The following is a 25,658-nucleotide window of genomic DNA, read 5'->3' as shown; positions in this document are numbered from 1 at the left end:
AGAACTGCCTGAAATTCAGGCCGGTTCTTCCTTGAACCGGCCTGATGCTTTTGATCCTAGGCTGCCTTGTAATGGCCTGCTGCCTCGGCCCGGCGGGCAAACAGCAAGGATAGCGGGCTTTCGGGTCGGTTTTCGCGCCGTTCGGAGGCCAGCGCCCGGGCAAGGTTTTGATTGCCCCCGCGCAACGATGCCTCGATCAGGGTCAGATCGATGATATCGCGCTGGGCGTGGCTGCCGCCAAACTGGTGGGCACTATCGCGGACCGGACGCAGCAATTCGATGGTGCGGGCATAATCCCCTGTCCCAAAGGCCAGAACACCCTTTGTCAGGGCATTGCCGACATCGCCGGTAAAGCGGGCATTGTCATCCTTGCGCCGCATCGCCCCTTCCTGTGCGTCCAGAATGCTGTCGGCCAGACCGGTTTTGCCTGCCCCGACACAGGCCATCGCCGCATGCAGGTCATTAAAGGCATAATTGCCTGCTGTTGCCACCGGTTCCCATTTCGCCACCAGATCCTGCCAGCGATCCCCGACATCAATCCCGCGCAAATGCAACCGCCATAACAGGGCGGATGCGTCGATCATTTCCATAATCACGCCGGATTTTCCGCCATTGATCGGCCCGTCATACAGGTCCAGCACGGCATTGATATCTTCGTTTTCCAGATGATACAGCGCCAGATGCCACCAGTTATGCACCGAGAAAAAGCTGTCTTGCGACCAGGAATCCGCATTATCCGTCATCCAGGCAATGCCATCGCGGGTCCTGCCCTGCATTTCCATCACATGGGCCACCGCATGTTGGGCCCAGCCATCGCGCGGATTGAGTTCCACCCCCTTGCGGCCAATTGCTTCGGCCCGGCCATAATGGCCGGTTTCCTCAAGGCCAAAGGCATACATGCCGAGCATCACATGATAACCCGGCATGGTATCATCCCAGGACCCGATGGCGCGTGCGATCCGGTCGCGCAACAGCCGTGAGCGTCCGGTAAAGAAATCAATCAGATGCCCGACCTGAAGAGCGAGGATATCCGATGGATTGTTGATGGCGATGTCTTCGAGAACCCGCGAAGCCGCATGCCAGCGCCCGGCGATCAGATGATCAATCGCGGCAATATGGCCGCATTCGCGCGGGGTGGCGTCGCCTTTCAGTGCGTCTGCCAGACAGGCTCGCGCCACCGGCAAGGCCGCCGGTTCCGTTCCCATCAAATGCAAATAGGCTTTTAACACATGGGCCATTACAAAACCGGGATCGGTTTTGATCGCCGCATCGACACTTGCCACCGGATCGCCGATATAGCATTGAAATTGCGTCAGTGCGGTTTCGTAATGATCCCGCCCGGCATCCGATGCGCCGCTCAGAATCAGGCCGAGCCTGTCTTTGGTCGTCATATCCCTAAATCTCCAATGTTTCTTGTATCCCTTTTCCTGCCCGCGGTAACGGGGCGGATCGCGAAACTATAGGGATAAACAAAAGCTGGAAATGATCGCGCCGCCGGTTAAAATGCCCGAAACGCCATAATTGAAATTATTCCAGACATGGACGCCTTATCTTACATTCTGCGGCCGATCCGGCTTTCCGGTGCTGTCTTTCTTGAAGGCGACTTCAGCGCGCCCTGGTGCCTGCTGTCGGAGGTCACACCGGAAGATTACCAAGGCTTTATCACAATGCCCGTACGGGTCATTGCCTATCATTATGTCGTGTCGGGTACGCTGGTTCTGAGTATCGCCGGGTTGCCGCCGGTGACAATCAGGGCCGGGGAAATTGTCCTGCTACCCCATAATGATCCGCATGTGATGGGCAGCAGCGCCGGTCTGGAACCCGAAAACCCCGAAGGACTGATCTCGCACGCTTCGGATCAGGATATCGCCCGCATCCAATATGGCGGTGGCGGCGAGATTACCAAAATCCTGTGCGGTTTTCTGGGCAGTGAAAACAGCCAGACCCCGCTTCTGGGCCATTTGCCGCCGATCCTGCATCTGACCCCGAATGACACGATTCTGGGGGACTGGCTGGGGCAATCCTTTCGGATGGCGGCCCGCGAACTGGCGCAGGGCCGGGCGGGTTCGGCATCGCTTTTGGCCAGAATTTCTGAAATGCTTTTTATCGAGGCCATCCGCACCTATTTCGCAGCGCTGCCGGAAGGGGGGTCAGGATGGTTGTCAGGCTTGCGCGATCCGGTAATTGGCAAGACCCTGTCCCTGATGCATGATCGCCATCGCGATGACTGGACAACCGATATGCTGGCCAGTGCAGTTGGTATGTCACGATCCGCCTTTGCCCAACGGTTTCGCGATTTGATCGGCCAGCCGCCGATGCGGTATCTGACACAGATACGGCTGGAAAAAGCCGCCGAAAGTCTGCGCCATAACAGTCACAGCCTTGCCCGGATCGCCTTTGATGTCGGATATGACTCCGAAGCCGCGTTTCAGCGCGCCTTCAAACGGGAATATGGCGTTCCACCCGCCACATGGCGGCGGGAAAACACACCGTCACGATGATGTTTCGCGCCGGGATGCTGCGGCAATGATTTGCGCCAGCACATCATGCAAATCATCGCGATAGCCGGTGCGGGCCGACGGGCTGTTTTCATCCGATGTCATGACAACGCTCAATTCCAGATCGGGCACGATATAGAGCATCTGCCCGCCATAGCCCCACGCATAGATCACATCTTCGCCACCAATAGTGCGCCGGAACCAGCCATAACCATAACCATCGCCGTTAAATCGCGAGGTGGTGCGCGGCTGCCAGCTTTGCCTGATCCAGTCCGGGGAAATCACATCCTGTCCGTCCGCAGTGCGGCCGCCATTGCGATACAATTCACCAAAAGCCAAAAGCGAGGACGCACTCATCGCCATCTGATTGCCGCCAAAATAAATCCCCTGCGGGTCACGGTCCCAGGCGGTGATGGCAAAACCATCCACCGCCCCCAGCCAGTCCCGCGCCAGCGCCAGCGTGGATCGCCCGGTTTGCCGTGTCAGGATGGCCGACAGCAAATGCGACGATCCGGTCGAATAGAGCATTGTGCCGCCCGGCTGATCGACAAAGGGTTGATTGAGCGCGGCACGCACCCAGTTGCCGCTGGCGACCCAGCGTCCGTAATTGCGGCCCGATGTCCGTTCCAGCCCGGCCTGCATCGACAGTAAATGCCCGATGGTGATGTCATGCAAACGCGGATCGGCATCGGCGGGCAGATCACCAGCCAAAAGCGGCGCGATTTTTTGATCGACCCCGGCCAGAACACCGCGATCAATCGCGATCCCGACAAGGGCGGAAATCACCGATTTGGAGGCCGATTTGATATTGGTCGCCGATGCCGGCGTATGGCCGCGATAGCCACGTTCGGCAATGACCATACCCGATTGCGCCACCATCACCACCCGCAGCGGTTCCAGCGCGCCTGCACGTTCCAGAATATCCGGCAAGGACGGTACGGTTGACGACATGGCCACAGACGCATCAGGCTGTTGCGCCTGTGCAACCGGCTGGGTCAGGGGAAAAACAAGGCCGAAAACAATCAGATATCTGTACATCATCGCTGTTTACGCAACCCTGATGGCAAAATCATGACCGGTTTGCAAAAACGCCCCATCTGTTCATGGACAGACCGCAATGGGAAAGATAGCTTCGGCAATCCTGTTTGCAATCCCGTCAAGGTTTCCCCTTCATGCACATATCCGATCTTCCCTTTGGCATTACCGACTGGTCGGGGGTCGAGGCCACCGAACATCCCGGCGAAACCGGCATGGCCTTTTGGCGCACCCGGCATTTTGGCCCGATCCGGGTCAGAATGGTGGAATATTCGCCGGGCTATCTGGCCGATCACTGGTGCGTCAAGGGCCATATCCTGTTGTGCCTTGAGGGTGAATTGCACACGGAACTGGCCGATGGTCGCAGCTTTGTCCTGACACCGGGTATGAGCTATCAGGTGGCCGACAATGCCGAACCGCACCGGTCACGCACCAAAAAAGGTGCCAGACTGTTTGTGGTGGATTAATCGCCCATTTCGGTCAAGGCGCGTTCCATGCGGCTGGCATGGGCAGCCTCGACCCGCGACAGGCTGTCAAACCATGCAGCAACATCATCCAGCCCTTCTTCGCGGGCGATGCGGGCCATTTCGGGATAGCGGGTGGCGCTTTCTTCCTGTTCGGCCATCAGGGCGGCCTGAAGATTCTGACGGGTGGAGCCAAAGGGTGCGCCGGTTAACGGGTCGCCGGATTTTTCCAGAAATTCCAGATGACCAAAGGCATGGCCTGTTTCGGCCTCGGCGGCGATGCGAAACAGTTCGGCGATATGGGGCAGGCCTTCAATATCGGCCTGCTGGGCGAAATAAAGATAACGCCGATTGACTTGCGCCTCGCTGGCAAAGGCGGCCAGCAGATTTTTCTCGGTACGTGTTCCCTTGAGCGGCACCTTGTGGTCCCCTGTCAGTCTTCTTGAATTTATAAAAACGGGCGGGGCACATATGCGCCACCGCCCATCTATTTGTGCGAAGAAGCCGGAACGTCAAGAAGCAACGGGGCAATTGATCCTGATATCGTCCGGTTTCATCACAATGTCACAGCATCGCCCGGTTTATGCCCGGATTGGGCCCGGATGACATATCCGTCATGCAACGTGGCGTTCTTCCTGACGGCGCAGGCGAAACACCAGATCAACCGATGCCAGTTCGGTGCCGCGCGGCATATTGGGCACGCGGGCCAGCTGCACGGCATCCGCCGGAATGTCGATCAGCATGCCGTCATCTTCGCAGTAAAAATGATAATGCGGCGCGACATTGGTATCGAAATAGGACCGCCCGGAATCGACAACGATTTCGCGGATCAGACCGGCATCGGTAAACTGGTGCAGCGCGTTGTAAACGGTCGCCAGTGACACCCGCACATTTTGCGCCATTGCCTCGGAATGAAGCTGTTCGGCGGTGATGTGGCGCGGGCCGTTGTCAAATAACAGACGGGCCAGTGCAAGACGTTGACGGGTGGGTCGCAAACCGGCTTCTTTCAGGCGGTTCAAAGCGTGGGTATAGGGTCGCTGAATGGTCATCATGTTTGCCCCTTGCTTGTTTCAGACAGGCGCAACATGCCCCTGTCGGTGATTACAGGGCTACATTAGGGAACCTTAAGGCACGTTTCTTTGATTTTGATCAACTATAATCAAATGATCTCAAAGCAACGAAACAAAGGGATTTCAGGCCTTACAACCCAAAAAGGGCCAGCCTTGCGGCCAGCCCCTTTTGGAGAAATATCTTTGAAATCAATCGCCTGTGGCGATGCGTTCAACCAATTGCCCCACAGTCGGTACAAAGCCGTTTGAATAAAACGGGTCTTCGGCAAATTTATAGGCATTGTGCCCGGCAAACATCAGTTCGTTTTCAACCGTTGCGCCATGAGCAATGCTTTGCAGGGTTTTCTGAATGCAGAAGGACCGCGGATCGGCGCGTTTGCCGGTCGTACCTTCTTTCTCTGCCCAATTGGAAAACTGGCAGTGCGACAGACAGCCCATGCAATCGATCTGGTCTTTTTTAATTTCAAGCGCACTGTCGGGTGTCACAAAGACCATTGTGTCATCCGGGGTCGGCATGCCTTCGCTATAACCTGCTGCCAGCCAGCCCCACACCTTGTCCGCCTCGTCTTCACGGACATAGATCGGACGACCGCGACGGCCCAATGGAATACCGACCTGCAAATCGGCCTCGGCGGTCCGGGAATAGCGCACCTGCCGGTTGGACCGCATATGCAAATCTTCCAGAAACGCATTACGCACGGCAGAACTGTAAAAGCCGGTCGGGCTGAATTTATGCAACGACACGTCGCCGTCTTTCAAGGTCATCAACCGGGATTTCCATTCCGGCGAAATCGGGCTTTCCTTGGTCAGCAACGGGCGTGTACCAAACTGGAACGCCACCGGTGCGACTTCCGGATTATCCATCCAGTCGGCGTAATCACGCAAATACCACACGCCACCGGCCATAATGATCGGCACAGTGTTCAGCCCTACCGAATTCATATAGGCGCGCAATTCCATCACCCGCGGTAACGGATCTTCGGGCACCAGCGGGTCTTCGGAATTTGACAGGCCATTATGGCCCCCGGCGCGCCACGGATCTTCATAGACCACACCGCCCAGCCATTCGGGAATTTTTTTATAGGCGCGCAGCCACAGGGCGCGGAAAGCGCGGGCCGACGACACAATCGGGTAATAATAAACGCCATATTCGGCGGCAATCTGCGACACCTTGTAAGGCATACCCGCCCCACAGGTCACACCATGCACCAGCCCTTTGGTGCCTTCCAGAACACCGGTCAGGATTTCTTCGGCACCGCCCATTTCCCACAGCACATTCATATGCAGGCGGCCTGCGCCATTGCGGGTTTCATGGGCAATCTGCGCCTGGGCGATCCCGCCCTGAATACCATAGGAGATCAGTTCCTGATGACGATCTCCACGGGTTTTACCGGCATATTCAATCGGAACAAGATTGCCATTTTCATCATAGGAATCGGCATTCACGGCAGAAAACGTCCCGACACCACCAGCCGCCGCCCATGCGCCGGAACTAAGGCCTGTTGAAACAGCAATCCCCTTGCCACCTTCTACCAAAGGCAGCACCTCTTTTCCCGACATGACGAGCGGTTCAAGGGCTTTCAAAATCGTCTCTCCCATTCGCTTTCACTCAAATGCGGCCCGCTTGCGCCACATTGAAGGCCGGACGGCGTATTGTTGTTTTCCGCCGTCCGGAGTCTCTCAGGCTTCAGTCCAAAGTTTCAGTCTCAGGCTTCGGTGGCGTCGAGATCCGCACCGGTTGCCTGATCAACACGTTTCATCGACAGCTTGATCTTGCCGCGATCATCAAAACCAATAACCTTGACCTTGACAGCATCGCCTTCCTTGACCACGTCGGAAACCTGTTTCACACGGTCTTGCGACAGTTCGGAAATGTGAACCAGACCGTCCCGTGCGCCAAAGAAATTGATGAACGCGCCGAAATCAACTGCCTTCACAACCTTACCATCATAGATATGGTTCAATTCAGGTTCCGCAACAATTGATTTGATCCAGTCAACGGCCTGCTTGCCCTTGACACCATCGGTGTGTGCAACCGAGATCGAGCCATCGTCTTCGATGTCGATCTTGGCACCGGTTTCTTCGCAGATTTCGCGAATGACCTTGCCGCCCGACCCAATGACTTCGCGGATTTTGTCACGCGGAATCTGGAACTGGATGATTGTCGGGGCATTTCCCGAAACTTCACCACGCGATTCCGGCAGTGCCTTGGACATTTCGCCAAGGATATGCAGGCGACCGCCGCGGGCCTGATCCAGGGCGATCTTCATGATTTCCTGGGTGACCGAGGTGATCTTGATATCCATCTGCAAGGAGGTGATACCATTTTCCGTACCGGCAACCTTGAAGTCCATGTCGCCAAGATGATCTTCGTCACCCATGATGTCCGACAGAACGGCAAAATCGTTTTCTTCCTTGATCAGGCCCATCGCAATACCGGCAACCGGACGGGTCAGCGGAACACCGGCATCCATCATCGCAAGCGAGCTTGCGCAAACGGTGGCCATCGACGAAGACCCATTTGATTCAGTGACTTCGGAGACGATCCGAACCGTATACGGGAAGACATCCTTGGCCGGCATCAACGGATGCAGAGCGCGCCATGCCAGTTTGCCATGACCGATTTCACGACGCCCCGGCGAACCCATACGACCAGCTTCACCAACCGAATAGGGCGGGAAGTTATAGTGTAACATGAAGTTTTCGCGGTATTCGCCATCCAGCGCATCGACAATCTGTTCATCCTGACCGGTGCCAAGGGTGACGACGGCAAGCGCCTGGGTTTCACCACGGGTAAAAATCGACGAACCATGGGCGCGCGGCAGAACCGACACTTCGCCAATGATCGGACGCACATCCGAACCCGAACGGCCATCAATACGCTTGCCGGTTTTCAGAACCGCACCGCGCACGATGTCTTTTTCCAGATCCTTGACGATGCTGGAAATCTTGCCTTTCAGGGCATCGGAAATTTCTTCGTCTGCCAGTTTGGCAAGAATTTCCTGCTTGGCTTCGGAAATCGCGCCGGAACGATCCTGCTTGACGACATGGGCATAGGCCTTGGTCAGCGGATCGGTGCCAATCGAGGCAACCTTGGCGACCAGTGCGTCATAGCCTTCGGGCAGTTCGGCAATGGCACGCGGTTCCTTGGCGGCATCTTCGGCCAGTTCAATAATCAGGTCGAGAACGGCCTGAAACTTGTCATGACCAAATTTGACCGCACCGAGCATGATTTCTTCGGACAGTTCCGATGCCTCGGATTCCACCATCATCACACCGTCGCGGGTCCCGGCGACCACAAGGTCAAGCTCGGAGCCTTTAAGCGTTTCGGTGGTCGGATTGAGCAGATATTCGCCATCCTTGTATCCGACGCGGGCAGCGGCAATCGGGCCCATAAACGGCAGACCCGAAATCGTCAGGGCGGCCGATGCACCGATCATGGAAATGACATCGGGGTCGTTTTCCATGTCGTGGGACAGAACGGTACAGACAAGCTGGGTTTCATTGCGATACAGCGGGTGAAACAGCGGGCGGATCGGACGGTCGATCAGACGGGAAACCAGGGTTTCCTTTTCCGACGGACGGCCTTCACGCTTGAAAAAGCCACCGGGAATTTTGCCTGCGGCAAAGGCTTTTTCCTGATAATTCACGGTCATCGGGAAAAAATCGATGTCCGGGCGCGGCGACTTGGCGCCAACAGCCGTACACAGAACAACGGTTTCACCATAGGTGACCATAACGGCACCGTCAGCCTGACGGGCGATCTTGCCGGTTTCCAGAACCAGCTTGGCGTTGCCCCACTGCATTTCCTTGCGGACGACATTAAACATTTTCAACTACTTCCTTACAAACAGACCTGTATGCGGATCTGGTCAGTCATATACGAGATCCGAACACATTAATCATGAGGCATATATGACAGCCGCATGATTAATGGGTCCGGACAATCGAAGCAGGCCAACCATTTGGCCTGTTTCTCTCATATATCCCGATCCACACGGGATAAAAAACGACGGCGGAGGGTCCGAGGACCGATCCGCCGTACGTCAAAGTCTTAGCGGTGACGAATACCAAGGCTCGCGATAACAGCTTCGTAGCGCGCGTTATTCTTCCGCTGTAAATATTTCAGCAACCGGCGACGCTGGCCGACCATCATGAGAAGACCACGACGACTGTGGAAGTCGTGGTTATGTTCTTTCATGTGTTCGGTCAGGTTTTTGATCCGTTCACTCAGAATGGCAACCTGGACCTCGGGGGAACCGGTATCGCCTTCTTTCTGACCAAATTCCTTGATCAGCTCGGTTTTGCGTTCAGCAGTAATCGACATCAGGCATCCTTTCGCCTTTAGAGATTAAAAACACGCACCGGACGAATTTCGCCACCCTGTATTTCGGCCAGCGCAACTGCGCGGCCGTTCAACTTGGCGCAAACAATTCCGTCCTGTGCGACGGGGGTTCCGGGGTCACTGCGTTTGGCCACGGCCAACAGCCCGACAGGCTGTCCGCTGGCAAGACGCTGCGCCTCGACTTCGGTCAGGGCCAGCGCCGGGATGTCGTCCAGCGCGGTCTCAACCGGAAGCAGTTTCTCGATCACCGCTTCGGGGTCCATCTCCAGCAATTGCTGCAAGGGGATGGAATTTCCCTCCGAAAAAGGCCCCGCCGATGTCCGGCGAAGGGCCGCGATGTGGCCGACAGAACCAAGGCGCAGCGCAATATCGCGCGCCAGTGACCGCATATATGCCCCTTTGCCTGAAACAACTTCAAACACGGCATGATCACGGTCCGGCATATCGACCAGTCGAAGATCCTTAATCAGAATCGGACGTGGTTTCAACACCACGTCTTCATCCCGGCGGGCCAGATCATAGGCGCGTTTGCCATTGACCTTGATCGCCGAAAATTTTGGCGGCACCTGCTGGATTTCACCGATGAAATCCCCCAGCACCGCGTTGATCGCATCAGCATCCGGACGATGATCCGATGTGGCGGTTACCTCGCCTTCGGCATCGTCGGTGCTGCGTGCCTCGCCAAATTTTAGCATGACACGATAACTTTTGCTGCCATCCATGACATAGGCAACCGTTTTGGTCGCCTCGCCAAAGGCAATCGGCAAAACGCCGCTGGCCAGCGGGTCCAGTGTCCCGCCATGCCCGGCCTTTGCCGCATCCAGATGACGGCGAATCTGATTGACCACCGTCGATGACGTGATCTCCAGTGGTTTGTCCACTGCGAGCCAGCCATTAATGCTTATACCGCGACGCCGACGCGCCATCAGTCGTCCTCTTTGTCCTGATCGTCCGATGTATCCGCCTTCAAATCGCGGGCGACGTGGGGGTCGCGCAGCAAGGCACCGATATGATCGGCCACATCAAAACTCTTGTCTTCAACAAAACGCAATTGCGGCACAAATTTCGTATGAACCGATTGCGCCACCTGAAGGCGCAACTGCCCCTTCTGCCGGTGCAGGGCGGCCAGCGCCGTTGCGGCTTCCCCGCCGCCCAGCGGCGTAAAGGAAACCATCGCATTGCGCATATCCGGGCTCAGATCGACCTTGGTGATGGTCACCGGTCGGCGCAAAAGGTCCGGATCGTAAATATCACCCCGCTCAAGCGCCCGGGACAGCGCGTGGCGAATTTCTTCCGCCACGCGCAACTGTCTCTGGCTTGGAGCTTTGGCCGGTTGCTTCGCCATATTCATAAGTATCGCTGCGCCACCTTAAAGCTGGACAGCGACTTCCTCCTGTTCGAAGCACTCAATCACATCGCCCACCTGAAGGTCATTGTATTTGGCAAACGACATGCCGCATTCATAACCTTCGCGGACGTCCTTGACTTCGTCCTTGAAACGACGGAGCGTCGAAAGTTCACCACTATGGATCACCACATCGTCACGCAGCAAGCGGACACCCGCACCGCGTTTGACCGTTCCTTCGGTGATCATACAACCGGCAATCTTGTTGCCGGAAATGGTGAACACTTCGCGGACCTGTGCATACCCCAGGAACTTCTCGCGGACTTCCGGCGACAACATGCCGGTCAGCATCTGCTTGATATCATCGGCAACGTCATAAATGATCGAATAATACCGGATATCGACATTGTCGCGGCGCGACTGTTCACGGGCCTGCTGGTTAGCACGCACGTTAAAGCCGATGATCAGGGCATTCGATGCCCGCGCCAGCGTCACGTCGGATTCGTTGATGCCGCCAACGCCACTATGCAGGACGCGGACACTGACTTCGTCATTGCCCAGTTTCTGCAAGGTGCCAATAAGCGCCTCGACCGAACCCTGCACGTCGCCTTTAATGACGATCGGCAGTTCCTTGGTGTCACCGGTCCCTGAAAACATGTTTTCAAGGGCGGATTTCTTCATCGTCGCGGCCTGCTGTTCGCGGGTACGACGCTGACGGAATTCGGCAACTTCACGCGCCTTGGCTTCGGTTTCGACAACCACAAAGTCATCACCCGCCGACGGCACACCGTTCAGGCCGGTTACTTCGACCGGCATACCCGGCACGGCATGATCGACCCGCACGCCATGGTCATTGACCAGGGCGCGAACACGGCCCCATTCCGCACCGGTGACAAAGATGTCACCGTTATTGAGCGTGCCGCGCTGCACCAGAACGGTCGCCACCGGACCACGGCCCTTTTCCATCCGGGCTTCGACGACAACGCCATCGGCAACACGGTTGGGGTTGGCGCGCAGATCCAGAACTTCGGACTGCAACAGAATGATTTCTTCAAGATCGGTCAGGCCGTCGCCGGTTTTGGCTGACACTTCAACGCACTGGGTTTCGCCGCCCATTTCCTCGACCACGACTTCGTGCTGAAGCAGTTCGGTTTTCACCTTGGTCGGGTTTGCGCCCGGCTTGTCGATCTTGTTGATCGCAATGATCATCGGCACATTGGCAGCCTTGGCGTGGTTGATCGCCTCGATGGTTTGCGGCATGACCGAGTCATCAGCCGCCACCACCAGAACCACAATATCCGTCACCTTGGCACCGCGCGACCGCATTTCGGTAAAAGCAGCGTGGCCCGGCGTATCGATGAAGGTGATCTTGGCACCGCTGGCCATCGTCACCTGATAGGCGCCGATATGCTGGGTAATGCCACCGGCTTCACCACTGACAACGTCGGTTTTGCGCAGAGCGTCCAGCAACGAAGTCTTGCCGTGGTCAACATGGCCCATCACGGTCACGACCGGCGGACGGGTAATCATCTGTTCTGCGGTATCTGCCGCCGTGACCAATGCTTCTTCAACGTCGGACTCGGACACACGTTTCATGTTATGGCCGAATTCCTCGACCACCAGCTGCGCGGTATCGGGATCAAGGCTTTGATTGATGGTGGCCATCACGCCCATACCCATCAGGCTTTTGATCACATCGGCCGCACGTTCCGCCATACGGTTGGCAAGTTCCTGAACGGTGATAACGTCCGGAATATTAACGTCACGGACGATTTTTTCTTTCGGCTTCTGCGCGCCATGCATGCGAGCCTTGGATTTGGCCTGCTGGCGCTTGATCGACGCCATCGAACGACGGCGACCGCCTTCATCACCGGACATTGCGGTGTTGATCGACAGCTTGCCCCGACGACGGACATCTTCCGTTCCCTTGCCGCGCGGCGTACCACGACCGGCCGCATCGGCTTCGGCAGCTTTTTTGCGCGCAGCAGCGGTGCGGGCTTCTTCTTCGTCCAGTTCCTTGCGGCTTTTCGGCTTGGCCGCCGACGGCGCCGAACGGCGACGTTCTTCGGGCACCAGCGGTTCGGCCGGTGCGCCCGGAATAACGTCTTCCGCGACGGCTTTTTTGGCTTCGGGTTTTTTCACCTTCGGACGCGGCGCAACGGCGGCCGGCGCGGCCTCGTCGTCGTCACGCCCAGCAGAAACCGGAGCAGCAGCAGCGGCTTGGGCGGCTTCGCGTTTCAGGCGGGCATCTTCCTCGGCCTTTTTGATCGCATCCAGACGGGCGCGCTCGGCGGCTTCGGCTTCTTCCTGCTTGCGGCGTTCATCCGCTGCCTTCAGGGCAGCCATCCGCGCAGCGCGTTCGCTGTCGGTCAGGTGGCTGTGGTCTTCAACAACCCGCGGCTGTTCCTTGACCGGTTCGGGCGTTGCAACCGGGGCCGGTGCATTTTCGGCAACCGGCTCGTCCTTTTTCACTTCGCGGAAGCGGCCGGAGTCGTTTTTCTCGAATGTCCGCTTCTTGCGCACTTCAACGGTCACAGCTTTGGACCGTCCATGCGAGAAGCTTTGACGTACCTGCCCAGCCTCGACCGTTTTGCGCAATTCAATTTTCGGTCGATTGAGGCTCAGCGGCTTCTGCTCCGTATCGCGATCACTCATAATCCGTCCAACTTCCTCATTTCCTGCGGGGTGGGCACATCCTGCCGACCCTGTCTGTCTGTTCGACGCATCCTGCCTTCAGGCTGCGCGAAATCCTTCAAGCCGCTGTAACGAGCGGCCCAGCCGTTCTGCCAGTCCTCCCGGCGAAACGGCCACATGCACTGCGTGATCCCGGCCAAATGCCATGCCAATCTCGGCAGCATCCAGAACGGAAAAGACCGGCAGATCATATGCTTTCGCAGCGATCTTGCCTTTTCCGTCTGCGGCACCGTCACGCGCCGCCAATATCATTACCGCCCCCTCGTCGATGCGGGCGCGGACCTTTTCATACCCGGCAACCGCCTGTCCGGCACGACGCGCCAGCGACAACAGATCGATACATTTCCTGACCAGCAAAAGCTCGATCCGGTCTGCCAGCGCCGGGTCAACCACTACTTTTTGTCGGGCTGCCCGGGCAAAAGCATTTTTTGCACAGGCGGTATTTACCACATCCCGCGACGGGCACAACCATAATCCCCGTCCCGGCAGGCGTTCCTCAAGATCGGGCACGACCGTATCATCCGGGCCGATCACAACCCTGAGAAGATCTTCTTTCGCCCGGACTTCGCCGGTGACAATGCACCGGCGTTCCGGTTCCACGCGATCCTTGCCGCCTTTACGGTGCGACATGGTCGACCTCCGATCCGCAATCAGGCTTTGTCGCCCTGATCTTCGGTTTCGCCTTCGGCTTCAAGATCATCAAACCAGCCTTCGGCACGACGCGCCGCCATAATCAGGTCATTGGCCTGATCCATGGTGATGGTGTCGGCATCCCCGGCAAATTCAATCAGCTCGTCACTGGCAAGATCGGCGAAATCTTCAACGGTTTTAACGCCGTTTTCGCCCAACTTGACAACAACCGCCAGTGACAATCCCGGGAATTCGACAAGCGCGTCATCGACCCCAAGTTCTTCACGGCGTTTTTGCAGACGTTCGGCTTCTTCGGCCAGATAGCTGCGCGCACGATTGCGCAGTTCTTCGGCGATCTCGGCTTCAAAACCTTCGATTTCCGACAATTCGGCCAGCGGCACATAGCCAACTTCCTCAACCGAGGTAAAGCCTTCGGCGACCAGAAGATGGGCAATGACTTCGTCAACATCAAGCGCCTTGACGAACATTTCTGCCCGTTTGCGTGATTCTTCCTGACGGCGTTCGCTTTCATCTTCTTCGGTCAGAATATCAATATCCCAGCCGGTCAATTGCGAGGCCAGACGCACATTCTGACCGCGACGACCAATGGCCAGGCTGAGCTGGTCATCAGGCACCACCACTTCGATGCGGTTGGCTTCTTCATCCAGCACGACCTTGCTGACTTCTGCCGGGGCAAGGGCATTGACGACAAACGTTGCCGGGTCTTCCGACCACTGGATGATATCGATTTTTTCACCCTGCAATTCGGCAACCACCGCCTGCACGCGCGACCCGCGCATACCGACACAGGCCCCGACCGGATCAATCGAATGATCGGATGACTGTACCGAAATCTTGGCACGGGAACCCGGATCGCGGGCAACCGATTTGATCTCGATGATATTATCATAAATTTCCGGAACTTCCTGGGCAAAAAGTTTTGCCATGAAAGTCGGATGGGTGCGGGACAGGAAAATCTGCGGCCCGCGCTGTTCGCGACGGACATCCAGGATCAGGGCGCGAACCCGGTCCCCCTGACGCACGGTTTCGCGCGGGATCAGCTCTTCGCGGCGCAGAATGGCTTCGGTGCGACCGATATCGACCAGAACATTGCCAAATTCAACGCGCTTGACCAGACCGTTAATGACTTCGCCGATGCGGTCCTTGTATTCGTCAAACTGGCGTTCGCGTTCAGCATCGCGCACTTTTTGCACAATGACCTGCTTGGCGGTCTGGGCGGCGATGCGGCCAAAATCAATCGGCGGCAACGGATCAACCAAAAATTCGCCCAGCTCGATCTTTTCATTGCGCAGGCGGGCTTCTTCCAGCGACATCTGGGTGAAATCATTTTCGATGTCGTTGGTCACCTCGACATAGCGCGCCAGCTTGATTTCGCCGGTTTTGCGGTCGATATGGGCGCGGATGTCATGCTCGTGACCATATCTGGAACGACCGGCCTTTTGAATGGCCTGTTCCATCGCACCAAGGACTTCATCACGATCAATGCCCTTTTCGCGGGCGACGGCATCGGCCACCTGCAAAAGTTCCGGACGCGGCATTCCCGAAGTTGTTTCCATTTCCAGCCTCTATTCAGCGTTCTTGTCAGCGCGACCGGGGCCGGTGACATACGCGATCAATTCATCCGACAGCACAAGTTTCGACTTGGCGATATCGGCCAACGGCAACAATTCGCGTTCGCCATCGACAATCAGGGCGACCGCATCATTTTCAATTCCATCCAGCTTTCCGCTGAAACGGCGACGGCCATCAACCGCCACCACCATCTCGACCTTTGCTTCAAAACCGCGCCAGTTTTCAAAATCCTTGCGCCGTGACAGCGGGCGGTCAATGCCCGGTGAACTGACTTCGAGGGTATAGGCGCCCGAGATCGGGTCTTCGACATCCAGCAATGCCGAAACCGTACGGCTGATTTCCGCACAATTTTCAACATTGATGCTGCCCTGACCATCCGCGCGGTCGGCCATGATCTGAAGAATCTGCGTGTCTTTCCCCATGATGGAAATCCGCACCAGTTCAAACCCCAGCGCATTGATCGACGGTTCAATAATTTCCGCGATCCGCACCATCAAAGGGTCTTTTAACTGTTGTCCGATCAGTTCAGCCATATAGCGAGCCATACCCCAGAATGCACAAAAGAGCGGGCCGAGGCCCACTCTTTGTCCGAAATTACAAAAAGCTTGGCGGCCTTATACCGCCAGTTTTCGCAGAAATCAAGTCACGATCCTGATCGTCAGGCCCTTTTCAACCGCGGGCTTTGACGATTTTTGAGGATCAGGCCTGCACCCGATCCGATTCAAGCAGGCGGCGAAAAAAATCGAATGCCGATACCGCCCCGGCAATCACCGACGATTCTTCGGCCTGATCCAGCCGCAAATTATTCATCTGATCGACAAATCCGCGCCAGTGCTTGCCACGTCCTTCGGTATGCCCGGCCAGATGCCGTGCCCCGAATTCCTCGTTCAAATTCAGTGCGGCGGCGGCTTTTAACAAAAAGGCCGCCCCCAGCGACGATCCTTCGCATACATAAAGCCAGCCCAGACGACTTGCCCCCTGTGCCGCAATGGTGTCACCGGGCATATCGGAAAGGGTCGTGACCCCCAAATCAGCCAAATCGGCTGATACCGCGTCGAACCGGGCCCGCGCCACCAATCCCGGCAATTGCACATTCAAATCCGGCGCATCATAAAGCGGCTTCATCGCCCGGTGAAACCGGTATTGCATCGTCAGAAACCGGATGTAATTGGCGCGGCTGGCAAACGGGTCCATCGCCATCACCATATCATCAATTTTTTGATGGTTGCTGGTGGTTTCCTGCTTTAACCGCGCCACCCGTGGCGGCAGTTCGGCGCACTCAAGAACATCGCTGTGCATTATCGTCCCTTTATTGCTGGATTTTAAACGGGATAATCTCTCTTTTATCTGAGACGAATGGCAGATAACGATTTCTGAGATACGGCTTAAAATCAGTCCTCGCGGAAGGCACGGGCAAACTGGTCGCTGAGCGGTTTGAACAGATAACTGAGGGCGGTGCGTTCACCGGTTGCAATAAAGGCCTCGACCGGCATGCCCGGCATCAGGCTTTGTGTGCCCAGACGGCTGATTTCACCGGCATCGATCCTGATGCGTACGCTGTAAAACATCTCGCCGGTCAGATCATCGCGGGTGAGATCGGCCGCCACCACCGACACCCGGCCATCGAGTTCCGGTGTTGTGCGCTGGTTAAAGGCGGTAAAGCGCAGCATCGCCGGTTGCCCCGGCAGGACCTGATCAATGTCTTGCGGGCGTAACTGGGCCTCGATCACCAGTTCATCATTGTCGGGTACGATCCCCATGATCCGGTCGCCCGCCGCCACAACGCCACCCACCGTATGCACCGCCATCTGATAGATCGTGCCATCATAGGGGGCGCGAATATCGATGCGGCGCAACTGGTCGCGCAGGGCGATCTGTTTTTGCATCAGTTCGGCCAGTTGCGGGTCAATATCGGACAATTCGGTCAGGATTTCGGTCTGACGGTCCTGATCCAGTTGCAAAATCGCAATTTCAGTTTCGGCAATCTGCATGCCGGTCCCGGCAATATTGGCAATCAGTTCGCCACTTTGCCCGGCAAGGCTGGCCTTTTCCCGGCGCAAGGCCGCGACACGGGTAATCGGCACCAGTTGTTTGTCATACAACATCTCCAACCCGCCCAACTCATCGACAATGTGGCGGCTTTCTTCTTCCTTGGCCTGTTTTTGCGCCGTCATCCCGACCACGGTTTCGCCCAGTTGCAACAAACGTTGCTGCAATTGCTGTTTTTTGGCATCCAGACTGGCGCGCCGGGCGGCAAACAGGCTGCGTTCGGCGGCCACCAGTTCGGCAACCGCCGGGTCATCCTGCCGGCCGGCAAAGACGGCGGGCAGGGTCAGGTCATCCGCCCCGTCCCGTTCCGCGATCAGCCGCATGCGCCGGGCACTGAGCGCATCGATCTGGCTTTCGGTAATGGCAAGGCTGGCGCGTGCCATGGTATCATCAAGGCGCATCAGCAAATCGCCCGCCGCCACCCGGTCGCCATCCCGCACCCTGATTTCACCGACAATTCCACCGTCGGGATGCTGAACATCCTTGACGTTGCTATCCACTACCATCTTGCCGCTGGCGACCACCGCCCCGGACAGTTGCGCCACCGCAAGCCAGCCCGCAAGCCCCGCCGCCATCAGCACCACCACCCCGACTCCAAACACCATATGATTCCGCAACGATCTTGCCGCCGGGCTGATTGGGGACAAAGTCGAAATTTCCCGGTCATCACCGGACGGTTTTTGGGAGTTAGATCCGATAAATGTCATGCGCTTTCCTCCAGCGGGCGCATGGTTTTACGCAGGATATCGTCACGGGCACCAAGGGCGACCTGCCGCCCGTCCTGAATAACCATCGCCAGATTGACCGCCGCCAGCACCGCCGGACGATGGGCAATCAGCACCACAATCGCCCCGCGCCGACGCGCCCCGGCAATTGCATGGGTCAGGGCATGTTCACCCTCGGCATCCAGACTGGCATTGGGTTCATCCAGCACAATCAGGAACGGGTCGCCATACAGGGCGCGGGCCAGCCCGATCCGTTGGCGCTGCCCACCCGAAAGGGTGGCTCCGCCTACCCCGATCCGGGTATCATAACCGTCAGGCAGACCCAGAATCATGTCATGAACCCCGGCCTGCCGGGCGGCATCGACCACTGCATCGGCCGGAGCATCCGGATCCAGACGGGCGATATTGGCCGCCACACTATCGTCAAACAATTCCACATCCTGCGGCAAATAACCGATATGCCGCCCCAGGCGGTCCGGGTCCCAATGATGCAATTCCGCCCCGTCAAGGCGGATCGTTCCGCTTTGCAAGGAACCAATCCCCACCAGCGCCCGGCCAAAGGTCGATTTGCCCGATCCACTGGGCCCGATCACGCCAAGACCATCCCCGGCGCGCAACCGCACATCGGCAATCCGCACCAGAATGCGGCCATTATTTTGACCGCCGGACACACCGGGAGCCCGCACTGCCAAATTGGCGACTTCCAGTTTTTGCACCGGGGCGGGCAGAGGCATCGGATCATCCTTGCGTGCCGCAACGCCCAGAATTTTTTCCAGACGATGATGTGATTGCCGGGCGGCAATAAAGCCGCGCCAATTGCCAATCGCCTGTTCAACCGGAGCCAGGGCCCGCGCGGTCAGGATCGAGGCGGCGATCATCGCACCGGGCGAGACTTCCTGCATAATCGCCAGCCACGCGCCCAGCGCCAGAACCCCCGACTGCATGGCAAGGCGGATCACCTTGATATAGGCGGTAAAGGTTGAATTGACGTCGCCCACCCGGTTGTTATCGGTCAGATAATCCTGATGCAATTGCGCCCAGCGCCGGGTAAAGGCACCGGTCATGCCCATGGCGCGAATCGCCTCGGCATTGCGGCGCCCGGCCTCAATCAGGGTGCTGCGCCGGGCGGCCTGCCCGTTCATTGCCTCAACCTGTTTGCGGGTTGCCATTTCGCTGATCAGGGTCAGCACCACCAAAATCACCCCGCCCGCTAGTGCCATAACGCCCAGCCACGGGTGAAAGGCAAAAATAATCCCGACAAATAACGGCATCCACGGCATGTCGCAAATTGCCATTGGCCCGGCCCCACCCAGAAACTGCCGGATCTGATCCAGATCATGCAGGGGACGGGCGGTTTCACCACCGGGTTTCAGGGCCTGATCAAGGGTGGCGGCAAGGGCATTTGCGCCCAGCTGTTCATCCACCCGCCAGCCGATCCGCACCAGCATGCGGGCCCGCAACGCATCCACCGCCCCCAGAAACACATATAAAACCGCCACCAGCACGATCAACGCGGTCAGGGTCGGCAGGCTGCGGCTTGCCAGAACCCGGTCATAGACCTGCAACATGAAAAGCGGCCCGGTCAGCATCAGCAAATTGGCAATACCGCTAAGCACCCCGACCGACAAAAACGCCCCGCGCACCGCCCGAAGGGCTTGCGCCAGCACGCCCTGTTCACGGGATTTCTGCCGGGAAGATCGACCTTGATGCGACATGACATATCCGGGGGTTGGAAAATCAAAAGACACTGGATGAACGGCAGAAAGCGCAAACAGGCCGGGGACTGCGCAAACCGCAGCCCCCTTTCAATGCCCGTTACGATCAGACGAAATCGGTCTGATCAAGGCTGTTGAAATCAACACCGGTCAGGGTGATGGTGCCATTGGCATGGGTGATCAGCGCATTACCGTTGCCGTCATCGCCAATCGTGACCGAGTTGTAATCGATATCAAGAAGATCGGTACCGTCGGTGAAATCGGTAACGGTGTCGTCACCGAAGCTGGCCGAGGTGTCGAATTCAAAGGTATCCGCACCGCCATTGCCGGTCAGAACATCATCACCGGCCCAGCCGCCAATCACGTCAGCGCCGCTGCTGCCGTTGATTTCGACGCCTTGGGAGGCGAAAGTGCTTTCAAGCGTTGCAATATCACCCGTGCGCAGTTCTGCAAGAACAGAGTTGGTTGCACTGTCACCGGGATTCAGGCCGGAAATGTCAACTTGTGAATCGGTGAATTCGAACAGGCCGGTACCCGCATCGTACCCCAACGCACTGCCAAAGGAAATCTGGTCAAGATTGCCCGCAACAGTGTGATTCGACATGTTGTATTCAAACATACCCGATCCGGTTGTTGCCAAAAATGCACCAGTATAGGAACTGCTGCTATTCTGGTCTTCCAGCCAGAACTGATTGCCAAGCTCGGTCGGGGACGCGCCGCCAAAGAACGAACCGTAGTTACCTGATCCGCTCGAGAAATTATTGTCAAAATCATCGAGAAACGCCTGAAGATCAACGCCGTTGCCCGAACCGTTTGCGGTAAGATCAATCGTAATAGCCATTTCACAATTCTCCATTTGCATTTTTGCCCCAACCAATGAGGCAACTATTTGATAATGACTCTTAGTATCATATATAGTCAACAATTTTTTTGTTTAAAATCAATTACTTAAATGAAAAATAGAGTATCAGGCCGGAGCTTTCACCAGCCTGTTACTCTCCAGTTCAAGATCATTTTTCAGAATTCAGAAATTGCCGCTAAGCGTCATGATTGCTGTCCGTCCCGGGGCCAATATCAGCCCGCCAAGTGCCTCGACATAGGCTTCATCGGTCAGGTTATTGACCGCAAAGCCGAATTTCACGTTATCGTTGAATTCATAAGAACTATACAAATCATACGTGCGATATCGCAGAATGCTTTGTGCATCGTCGCCAAGATTGCCGGCGATATTTTCTTCGGGATAAACAAAGGTCGCACGCGCACCGAGCGTCAGACTTTGATCAAACATCCGCACACCGCCATCAAGCGTATATTTGCGCTTGGGCAAGGTATAGACTGTCGTCAAACCGCCTGCTTTGCCCCAATGCGCTGGCAAGCCTACCGTGCCGGGCATTGATGGTATGGCATTAAGCGGGAAAATAATCGGATCGTAATTTCCCGTCAGATCCGTATCGGAGAATGCCATACTGCCGGAAAGATATATTTTTTCAGCGTCATAGGCGACTTCCACCTCGTTGCCCGACATATAAACCGGATCAAGCAAATTGACATAGGATTGCGCCTGCGCAGCCTGTGTCCAACCCAGAGGAGCACTGATGGTTCGCGGCGTCGGCTGGGCAACAGCCGCCGAAACGATATAGTTTTCAATCTTGGTCTGATAATGAGACAGCTTTGCCCGGAAACCGTCATTTTTGACGAATACATCATCAAATTTCAGATTGACGCCAAATTCGGTGGTAAAAGAGTCCTCGGACTCAAGATCAGGATTGGCGTAAAATGGAATAGGCACGCCCGCAACATGACGCCCTTTGATCATGCCTTCCATAATCGTCGGCGGACGATAGGCCCGGCGATATGACCCAAAGAACTGGATACCCTCAAACGGTGATAAACCAAGGGTGACAGATGGCGAAATTTTATGACCGGATAGATCGATATCAAGTGGCGTTCCGCCACTTTCACAAGTATTGGCAGGGTTGTATTGCTCGCACCAGTATGAATCGCCATCCAGTTGAAACCGATCATAGCGCAAGCCGCCAGTCAACTGCACGAGTCCGCCCCAGTCAAAGGTTCCGTCCATAAACGCACCCTGGACATCCCGCTGACCGTTTGGCGTTGATCCTTCCAACTCAAACCCGAATCCAGCCCCGCCAAGCCCCAAAGTTTCGGAGCCTGTTTTGGTTTTGTCCTGAAAGGTTTCAACGCCATAATCGAGACTGAAAATGCTATCCCGGCTTATAACTTCATCAAGATAGAATTGGCTCGTATTGGCTACGTCAAAACCATAAGTATCTATTTTGTATTCCGTGTTGAATGCGTCGGTCGATACGGCTCCGGCAGCGGTATAACGCGCAGGGCGAAATTGCTTGTTTTCCGTCTGCGTCCACCAAAGACCGGTTTTCAAATCAATAAGATCGGTTTCCGGGTTCCACGAGTGTTTGGCAGTAACGGTATGAGACGTCGCTTCGTTTAAATCGTTATATTGCAAATCTTCGCCGGTTGCTTTTCCGAAATTTGTTGTAAAACCGACATAGCCAAGATTGAGATCCTGATCCTCTGACAGCGCAATATTGGCCTTGAAAAGACCGGCACTCTGTTGTTGGTCGGTATATCTTTGTTCCTCACCACCCGCTTCAACCAGTGTTCCCGCACCACTCTGAGGACGCGTTATATACAGGCCCGGATTGTTTTCGCCCCCCTTGTACTCCCCAACCAGCTTGCGACTGAAGGCCACCGCAACATCGAATTTCGGCGTTACACGCGCAGCAACGGACACATCACCCGCAAAGTCATATTCATTATTGCCGCGCGAAAGATTGATCTTGCCGCCAATATCCTCGTCAGCATCCAGAATATCGTCGGTATTCAGTGTTCGCATAGAAACAATACCGCCCGATGTTCCAGCGCCGCCGACACCGGAAAAGTTGCTTTTTTCTACAGTGACATCCGCCAGCAACGCGGTATCAATATACATTCTGTTGACGACGCCGTGACCGGACTGATTGAAGTTCTGACGCGCACCATCAATGTTCATATTGACGCGCCCCTGATCCTGCTGGCCGCGAACATTGACAGACAAGCCGGGTTGCTGACGATTGCCCGCAACGTCAACACCCGGAACCTGAGAGAAAATATCCGCGGCATCCCTGCCCGGTACTTTTCTTATATTTTCTGCCGTAATCACCGTCACCGACCCCGGCGTGTCGTAAACCCAGTCCGGATTACCATTATATCCAACGGCATTTCTTCCAGCCGACACCTGCACCGGCGCGGTCACCACCTCGCCATTACCAACGTCACCGGCAATCATTTCCTGAATGCTGATAGTGTTGGCATCAAGGGATCGCCATGACAGACCGCTGCCATCCAGAAGACGGGTCAACGCATCCCGGGCAGTCATATCGCCCTCCACAGTCGGCACCATGACATTGTCTGGCAAACTGCCATCGACCACGACATCAAGCCCCGAAATCTGCGCAAACGCCATCAGGGCGGCGGGCAAGGGCTGGGCGGCGATGTCAAAATGAAAGCTTTGTCCGGCAAGGTTGCTTTGTGCCAGTTCGCTTTCGGTGCCCGAACCGGCTGTTTGAGCCTGAAGAGGGACCGGGATGATGGCCATCAGGCTGCCGGTCAACGCAGTTGCCATCGCAAAGCGCGCCATCCGGGGTGCGATTTTGACGGGGTTAACAGGGACAAAGCAAATTTCATAGGTGGGGCAGGGCAGGGCGGATGGCATTCGTATCGTCTCCTGAAGAAAGGGGGACGCCTGTGACAGGTCACGGTGCGTCTTGCTCTTTCCTTGAGACGAAGCTGATTTCGATATATCTGACGAAGAACGATATTTTTTGCGAATAGTTCTTATTTTTATGTGAATCACCCCTAAATCAGGGCGGATGGAAGCGGTTTCAGGCCGCCCGGATCACGGTCAGATAATCGGTAAAATGATCAACCCGCACCGGCAAAGCCTGCGCCAATGCCGATACCGCTGTGGCGGAGCGATCCAGATCGATCATCAATGTCACCGGGCGGGCTTTCAATGCGTCGCCGATAATCACAATCTTGCCCGGTTGCCAGCGTTCCAGAACCTGCACCACATCAGACAACGGTTGCCCCATGAAAATCAGACGCCCTTCCCGCCAGGCAAGGCTGGTTGCCACATCCACCCCATAAGGTTTGCCGCGCTGCCCGTCGCGATACCGCACAGCATGCCCGGCCTTCAGTTCCCCCTGCATACCCCCGAAACGCAGATCAACACTGCGTCGGGCGGCAATAACAGTGGTTTCGCCCTCATACAGGGCAACATCGATCTGCCCGCCAAAGGATTGACTAATGCCGTTACCTGACTCGACAAAAAAAGCTGTGTTGCTGGCCGACATATCAAAAAATGCTTCGCCATGATGCAGATGCACGCCATTTATCCCGCCCTGTGTACGCAACGACAGGGCGGTATTGCTGGCCAGAACGACATCAACCCCACCGGGCAGGGTCATATTCTGACGCTCGCCCACGCTGGTTCGCAGATCGGCAAAGGAATGCCGCCGGGTGGTTCCCCATCCAGCCACCAGCACGGCAATGGCAAGACCACCGCCGATGAAAGCACGTCGCCCGACCGTGCTGCGCTGTGCCAGATCAAGGCTGGCTGTGCCGTTCCAAAGCCGTTCGATATCCTCGAACGCGGCCAGATGGGCCGGGTCCGATATCCAGCGGGCAAAAGCCGCCCGATCCGCAGCGGTTTCACTGCCATCAAGCAACAAAGCGAACCAGTAAACAGCCTGATCCGCGATAGCGGTGTGTTGTGCCGCGTTACCGGTTTTTGCGATGTTGGTCATGGTATTTTGCCCGTCTGAATTGACCTCATTTGACATATGACGAAGCAGGTCGCCCGATTTCTGATGTCAAAATCAATTCAGTCTGAATTTTAGTGATATTTTTCCATTTCCGCCTTCACCAGCGTCAGGGCCCGAACCATGCGACTGAAGGCTGTCTGAGTTGGAATGCCCAGTTTTTCGCCGATTTCGGCATAGGTAATACCGTCAATCCGCGCCAGAATAAAAACATCGCGCAAGTCACGCGGCAAATGATCCAGCGTCTTTTTCAGCATCTTCAGTTCCTGCCGCGACCAGACAATCTGTTCGGGGGAGGGCGCATCATCCGCAATCATGCCAAACACCTTGTCCGGGTCCGGAACAAAAGACAAAATGCGTTCCCGACGACAATGATCAATCACCAGATTATGCGCAGTCCGATACAAATAGGACTGGGCATATTGCACTTCGGGCAGCGACGGTGTTGTGACAATCCGCAGGAAGGTATCCTGCACGATATCGTCAGCCGTATGCATCGCCAGATTTTTCCGCCGCACAAAATGCAGCAGTTTTGTCTGGTATTGCCGAAACAATGCGTTGATATCCCAGTGTGTCACGCGACGAAGCCTTCGCAAAATTCCCGGTTTTAGGGATCTGTTGCGCCGACATTAACGCTTTTGACAATCATTC

At 56.3% G+C, this 25,658-nt stretch carries 22 protein-coding genes; 2 read left to right on the top strand and 20 right to left on the bottom strand.

All coding sequences use genetic code 11. The features are described 5' to 3' along the window. Positions 1–56 precede the first annotated feature (56 nt). Complete coding sequence (locus tag Q8O73_RS14710; RefSeq protein ID WP_305558918.1) at positions 57–1,391, bottom strand: tetratricopeptide repeat protein; 1,335 nt, start codon at positions 1,389–1,391, stop codon at positions 57–59. Positions 1,392–1,538: 147 nt separating this feature from the next. Here Q8O73_RS14710 and Q8O73_RS14705 point away from each other — a divergent pair, with 147 nt between their 5' ends. Beyond that, the gene (locus Q8O73_RS14705) at positions 1,539–2,501 is read left to right on the top strand and encodes an AraC family transcriptional regulator (protein ID WP_305558917.1); all 963 of its coding nucleotides are present in this window, start codon (positions 1,539–1,541) and stop codon (positions 2,499–2,501) included. Here the strand turns inward: Q8O73_RS14705 and Q8O73_RS14700 are convergent. Next, a complete protein-coding gene (locus Q8O73_RS14700) occupies positions 2,493–3,539 on the bottom strand; it encodes a serine hydrolase (RefSeq protein ID WP_305558916.1) in 1,047 nt (348 codons plus the stop codon). The genes Q8O73_RS14705 and Q8O73_RS14700 overlap by 9 nt on opposite strands. 131 nt (positions 3,540–3,670) lie before the next feature. Here Q8O73_RS14700 and Q8O73_RS14695 point away from each other — a divergent pair, with 131 nt between their 5' ends. After that, the gene (locus tag Q8O73_RS14695) at positions 3,671–4,000 is read left to right on the top strand and encodes a DHCW motif cupin fold protein (protein WP_305558915.1); all 330 of its coding nucleotides are present in this window, start codon (positions 3,671–3,673) and stop codon (positions 3,998–4,000) included. On the opposite strand, the gene Q8O73_RS14690 is transcribed toward Q8O73_RS14695, so the two are convergent. From Q8O73_RS14690 to Q8O73_RS14605, 18 genes are all read right to left on the bottom strand, one after another. Then, positions 3,997–4,416 (bottom strand): rubrerythrin family protein, encoded by a 420-nt coding sequence (locus tag Q8O73_RS14690; protein ID WP_305558914.1) that lies wholly within the window; start codon positions 4,414–4,416, stop codon positions 3,997–3,999. The genes Q8O73_RS14695 and Q8O73_RS14690 overlap by 4 nt on opposite strands. A gap of 195 nt (positions 4,417–4,611) precedes the next feature. Beyond that, positions 4,612–5,049 carry an iron response transcriptional regulator IrrA gene (gene irrA, locus Q8O73_RS14685; protein WP_305558913.1) on the bottom strand — a complete coding sequence of 146 codons (438 nt, stop codon included), beginning with the start codon at positions 5,047–5,049 and terminating at the stop codon, positions 4,612–4,614. Between the two features lie 207 nt (positions 5,050–5,256). Next, positions 5,257–6,651: a nitronate monooxygenase family protein gene (locus tag Q8O73_RS14680; RefSeq protein WP_305559001.1), complete on the bottom strand. Its 1,395-nt coding sequence runs from the start codon at positions 6,649–6,651 to the stop codon at positions 5,257–5,259. Between the two features lie 122 nt (positions 6,652–6,773). Beyond that, positions 6,774–8,903: a polyribonucleotide nucleotidyltransferase gene (gene pnp, locus Q8O73_RS14675; RefSeq protein WP_305558912.1), complete on the bottom strand. Its 2,130-nt coding sequence runs from the start codon at positions 8,901–8,903 to the stop codon at positions 6,774–6,776. Positions 8,904–9,121: 218 nt separating this feature from the next. After that, the gene (gene rpsO / locus Q8O73_RS14670) at positions 9,122–9,394 is read right to left on the bottom strand and encodes a 30S ribosomal protein S15 (RefSeq protein ID WP_305558911.1); all 273 of its coding nucleotides are present in this window, start codon (positions 9,392–9,394) and stop codon (positions 9,122–9,124) included. A 17-nt stretch (positions 9,395–9,411) separates the two neighbouring features. Further along, complete coding sequence (gene truB / locus Q8O73_RS14665) at positions 9,412–10,338, bottom strand: tRNA pseudouridine(55) synthase TruB (protein ID WP_305558910.1); 927 nt, start codon at positions 10,336–10,338, stop codon at positions 9,412–9,414. Continuing rightward, positions 10,338–10,757 (bottom strand): 30S ribosome-binding factor RbfA, encoded by a 420-nt coding sequence (rbfA, locus tag Q8O73_RS14660; protein WP_305558908.1) that lies wholly within the window; start codon positions 10,755–10,757, stop codon positions 10,338–10,340. The genes truB and rbfA overlap by 1 nt, the downstream gene beginning before the upstream one ends. 24 nt (positions 10,758–10,781) lie before the next feature. Next, positions 10,782–13,412 (bottom strand): translation initiation factor IF-2, encoded by a 2,631-nt coding sequence (gene infB / locus Q8O73_RS14655; RefSeq protein WP_305558907.1) that lies wholly within the window; start codon positions 13,410–13,412, stop codon positions 10,782–10,784. Between the two features lie 78 nt (positions 13,413–13,490). Further along, positions 13,491–14,081: an RNA-binding protein gene (locus Q8O73_RS14650; RefSeq protein WP_305558906.1), complete on the bottom strand. Its 591-nt coding sequence runs from the start codon at positions 14,079–14,081 to the stop codon at positions 13,491–13,493. A gap of 20 nt (positions 14,082–14,101) precedes the next feature. After that, positions 14,102–15,658 carry a transcription termination factor NusA gene (nusA, locus tag Q8O73_RS14645; RefSeq protein WP_305558905.1) on the bottom strand — a complete coding sequence of 519 codons (1,557 nt, stop codon included), beginning with the start codon at positions 15,656–15,658 and terminating at the stop codon, positions 14,102–14,104. A gap of 9 nt (positions 15,659–15,667) precedes the next feature. Continuing rightward, positions 15,668–16,207 (bottom strand): ribosome maturation factor RimP, encoded by a 540-nt coding sequence (rimP, locus tag Q8O73_RS14640; protein ID WP_305558904.1) that lies wholly within the window; start codon positions 16,205–16,207, stop codon positions 15,668–15,670. Positions 16,208–16,373: 166 nt separating this feature from the next. Further along, positions 16,374–16,973, bottom strand: coding sequence for a biliverdin-producing heme oxygenase (locus Q8O73_RS14635; protein ID WP_305558903.1), 600 nt, complete (start codon positions 16,971–16,973; stop codon positions 16,374–16,376). Positions 16,974–17,065: 92 nt separating this feature from the next. Beyond that, entirely contained in the window at positions 17,066–18,430 is a 1,365-nt protein-coding gene (locus tag Q8O73_RS14630) for an HlyD family type I secretion periplasmic adaptor subunit (RefSeq protein WP_305558902.1), read from the bottom strand. After that, complete coding sequence (locus Q8O73_RS14625) at positions 18,427–20,163, bottom strand: type I secretion system permease/ATPase (RefSeq protein WP_305558901.1); 1,737 nt, start codon at positions 20,161–20,163, stop codon at positions 18,427–18,429. Before Q8O73_RS14625 ends, Q8O73_RS14630 begins: the two co-directional genes overlap by 4 nt. A gap of 106 nt (positions 20,164–20,269) precedes the next feature. Further along, positions 20,270–21,004 (bottom strand): calcium-binding protein, encoded by a 735-nt coding sequence (locus tag Q8O73_RS14620; protein WP_305558900.1) that lies wholly within the window; start codon positions 21,002–21,004, stop codon positions 20,270–20,272. Between the two features lie 183 nt (positions 21,005–21,187). Continuing rightward, the gene (locus Q8O73_RS14615; RefSeq protein WP_305558899.1) at positions 21,188–23,617 is read right to left on the bottom strand and encodes a TonB-dependent receptor; all 2,430 of its coding nucleotides are present in this window, start codon (positions 23,615–23,617) and stop codon (positions 21,188–21,190) included. Between the two features lie 451 nt (positions 23,618–24,068). Further along, on the bottom strand, positions 24,069–24,992 hold the full coding sequence (locus tag Q8O73_RS14610) for a DUF4880 domain-containing protein (protein ID WP_305558898.1): 924 nt from the start codon (positions 24,990–24,992) through the stop codon (positions 24,069–24,071). An 89-nt stretch (positions 24,993–25,081) separates the two neighbouring features. After that, positions 25,082–25,585: an RNA polymerase sigma factor gene (locus Q8O73_RS14605; RefSeq protein WP_305558897.1), complete on the bottom strand. Its 504-nt coding sequence runs from the start codon at positions 25,583–25,585 to the stop codon at positions 25,082–25,084. Positions 25,586–25,658 lie beyond the last annotated feature (73 nt).

The organism is Thalassospira sp., from assembly GCF_030690045.1.
Taxonomy (GTDB): domain Bacteria; phylum Pseudomonadota; class Alphaproteobacteria; order Rhodospirillales; family Thalassospiraceae; genus Thalassospira.
Note: the sequence above shows the minus strand (reverse complement) of the source record. Positions and strands in the feature narration are given on the sequence as shown.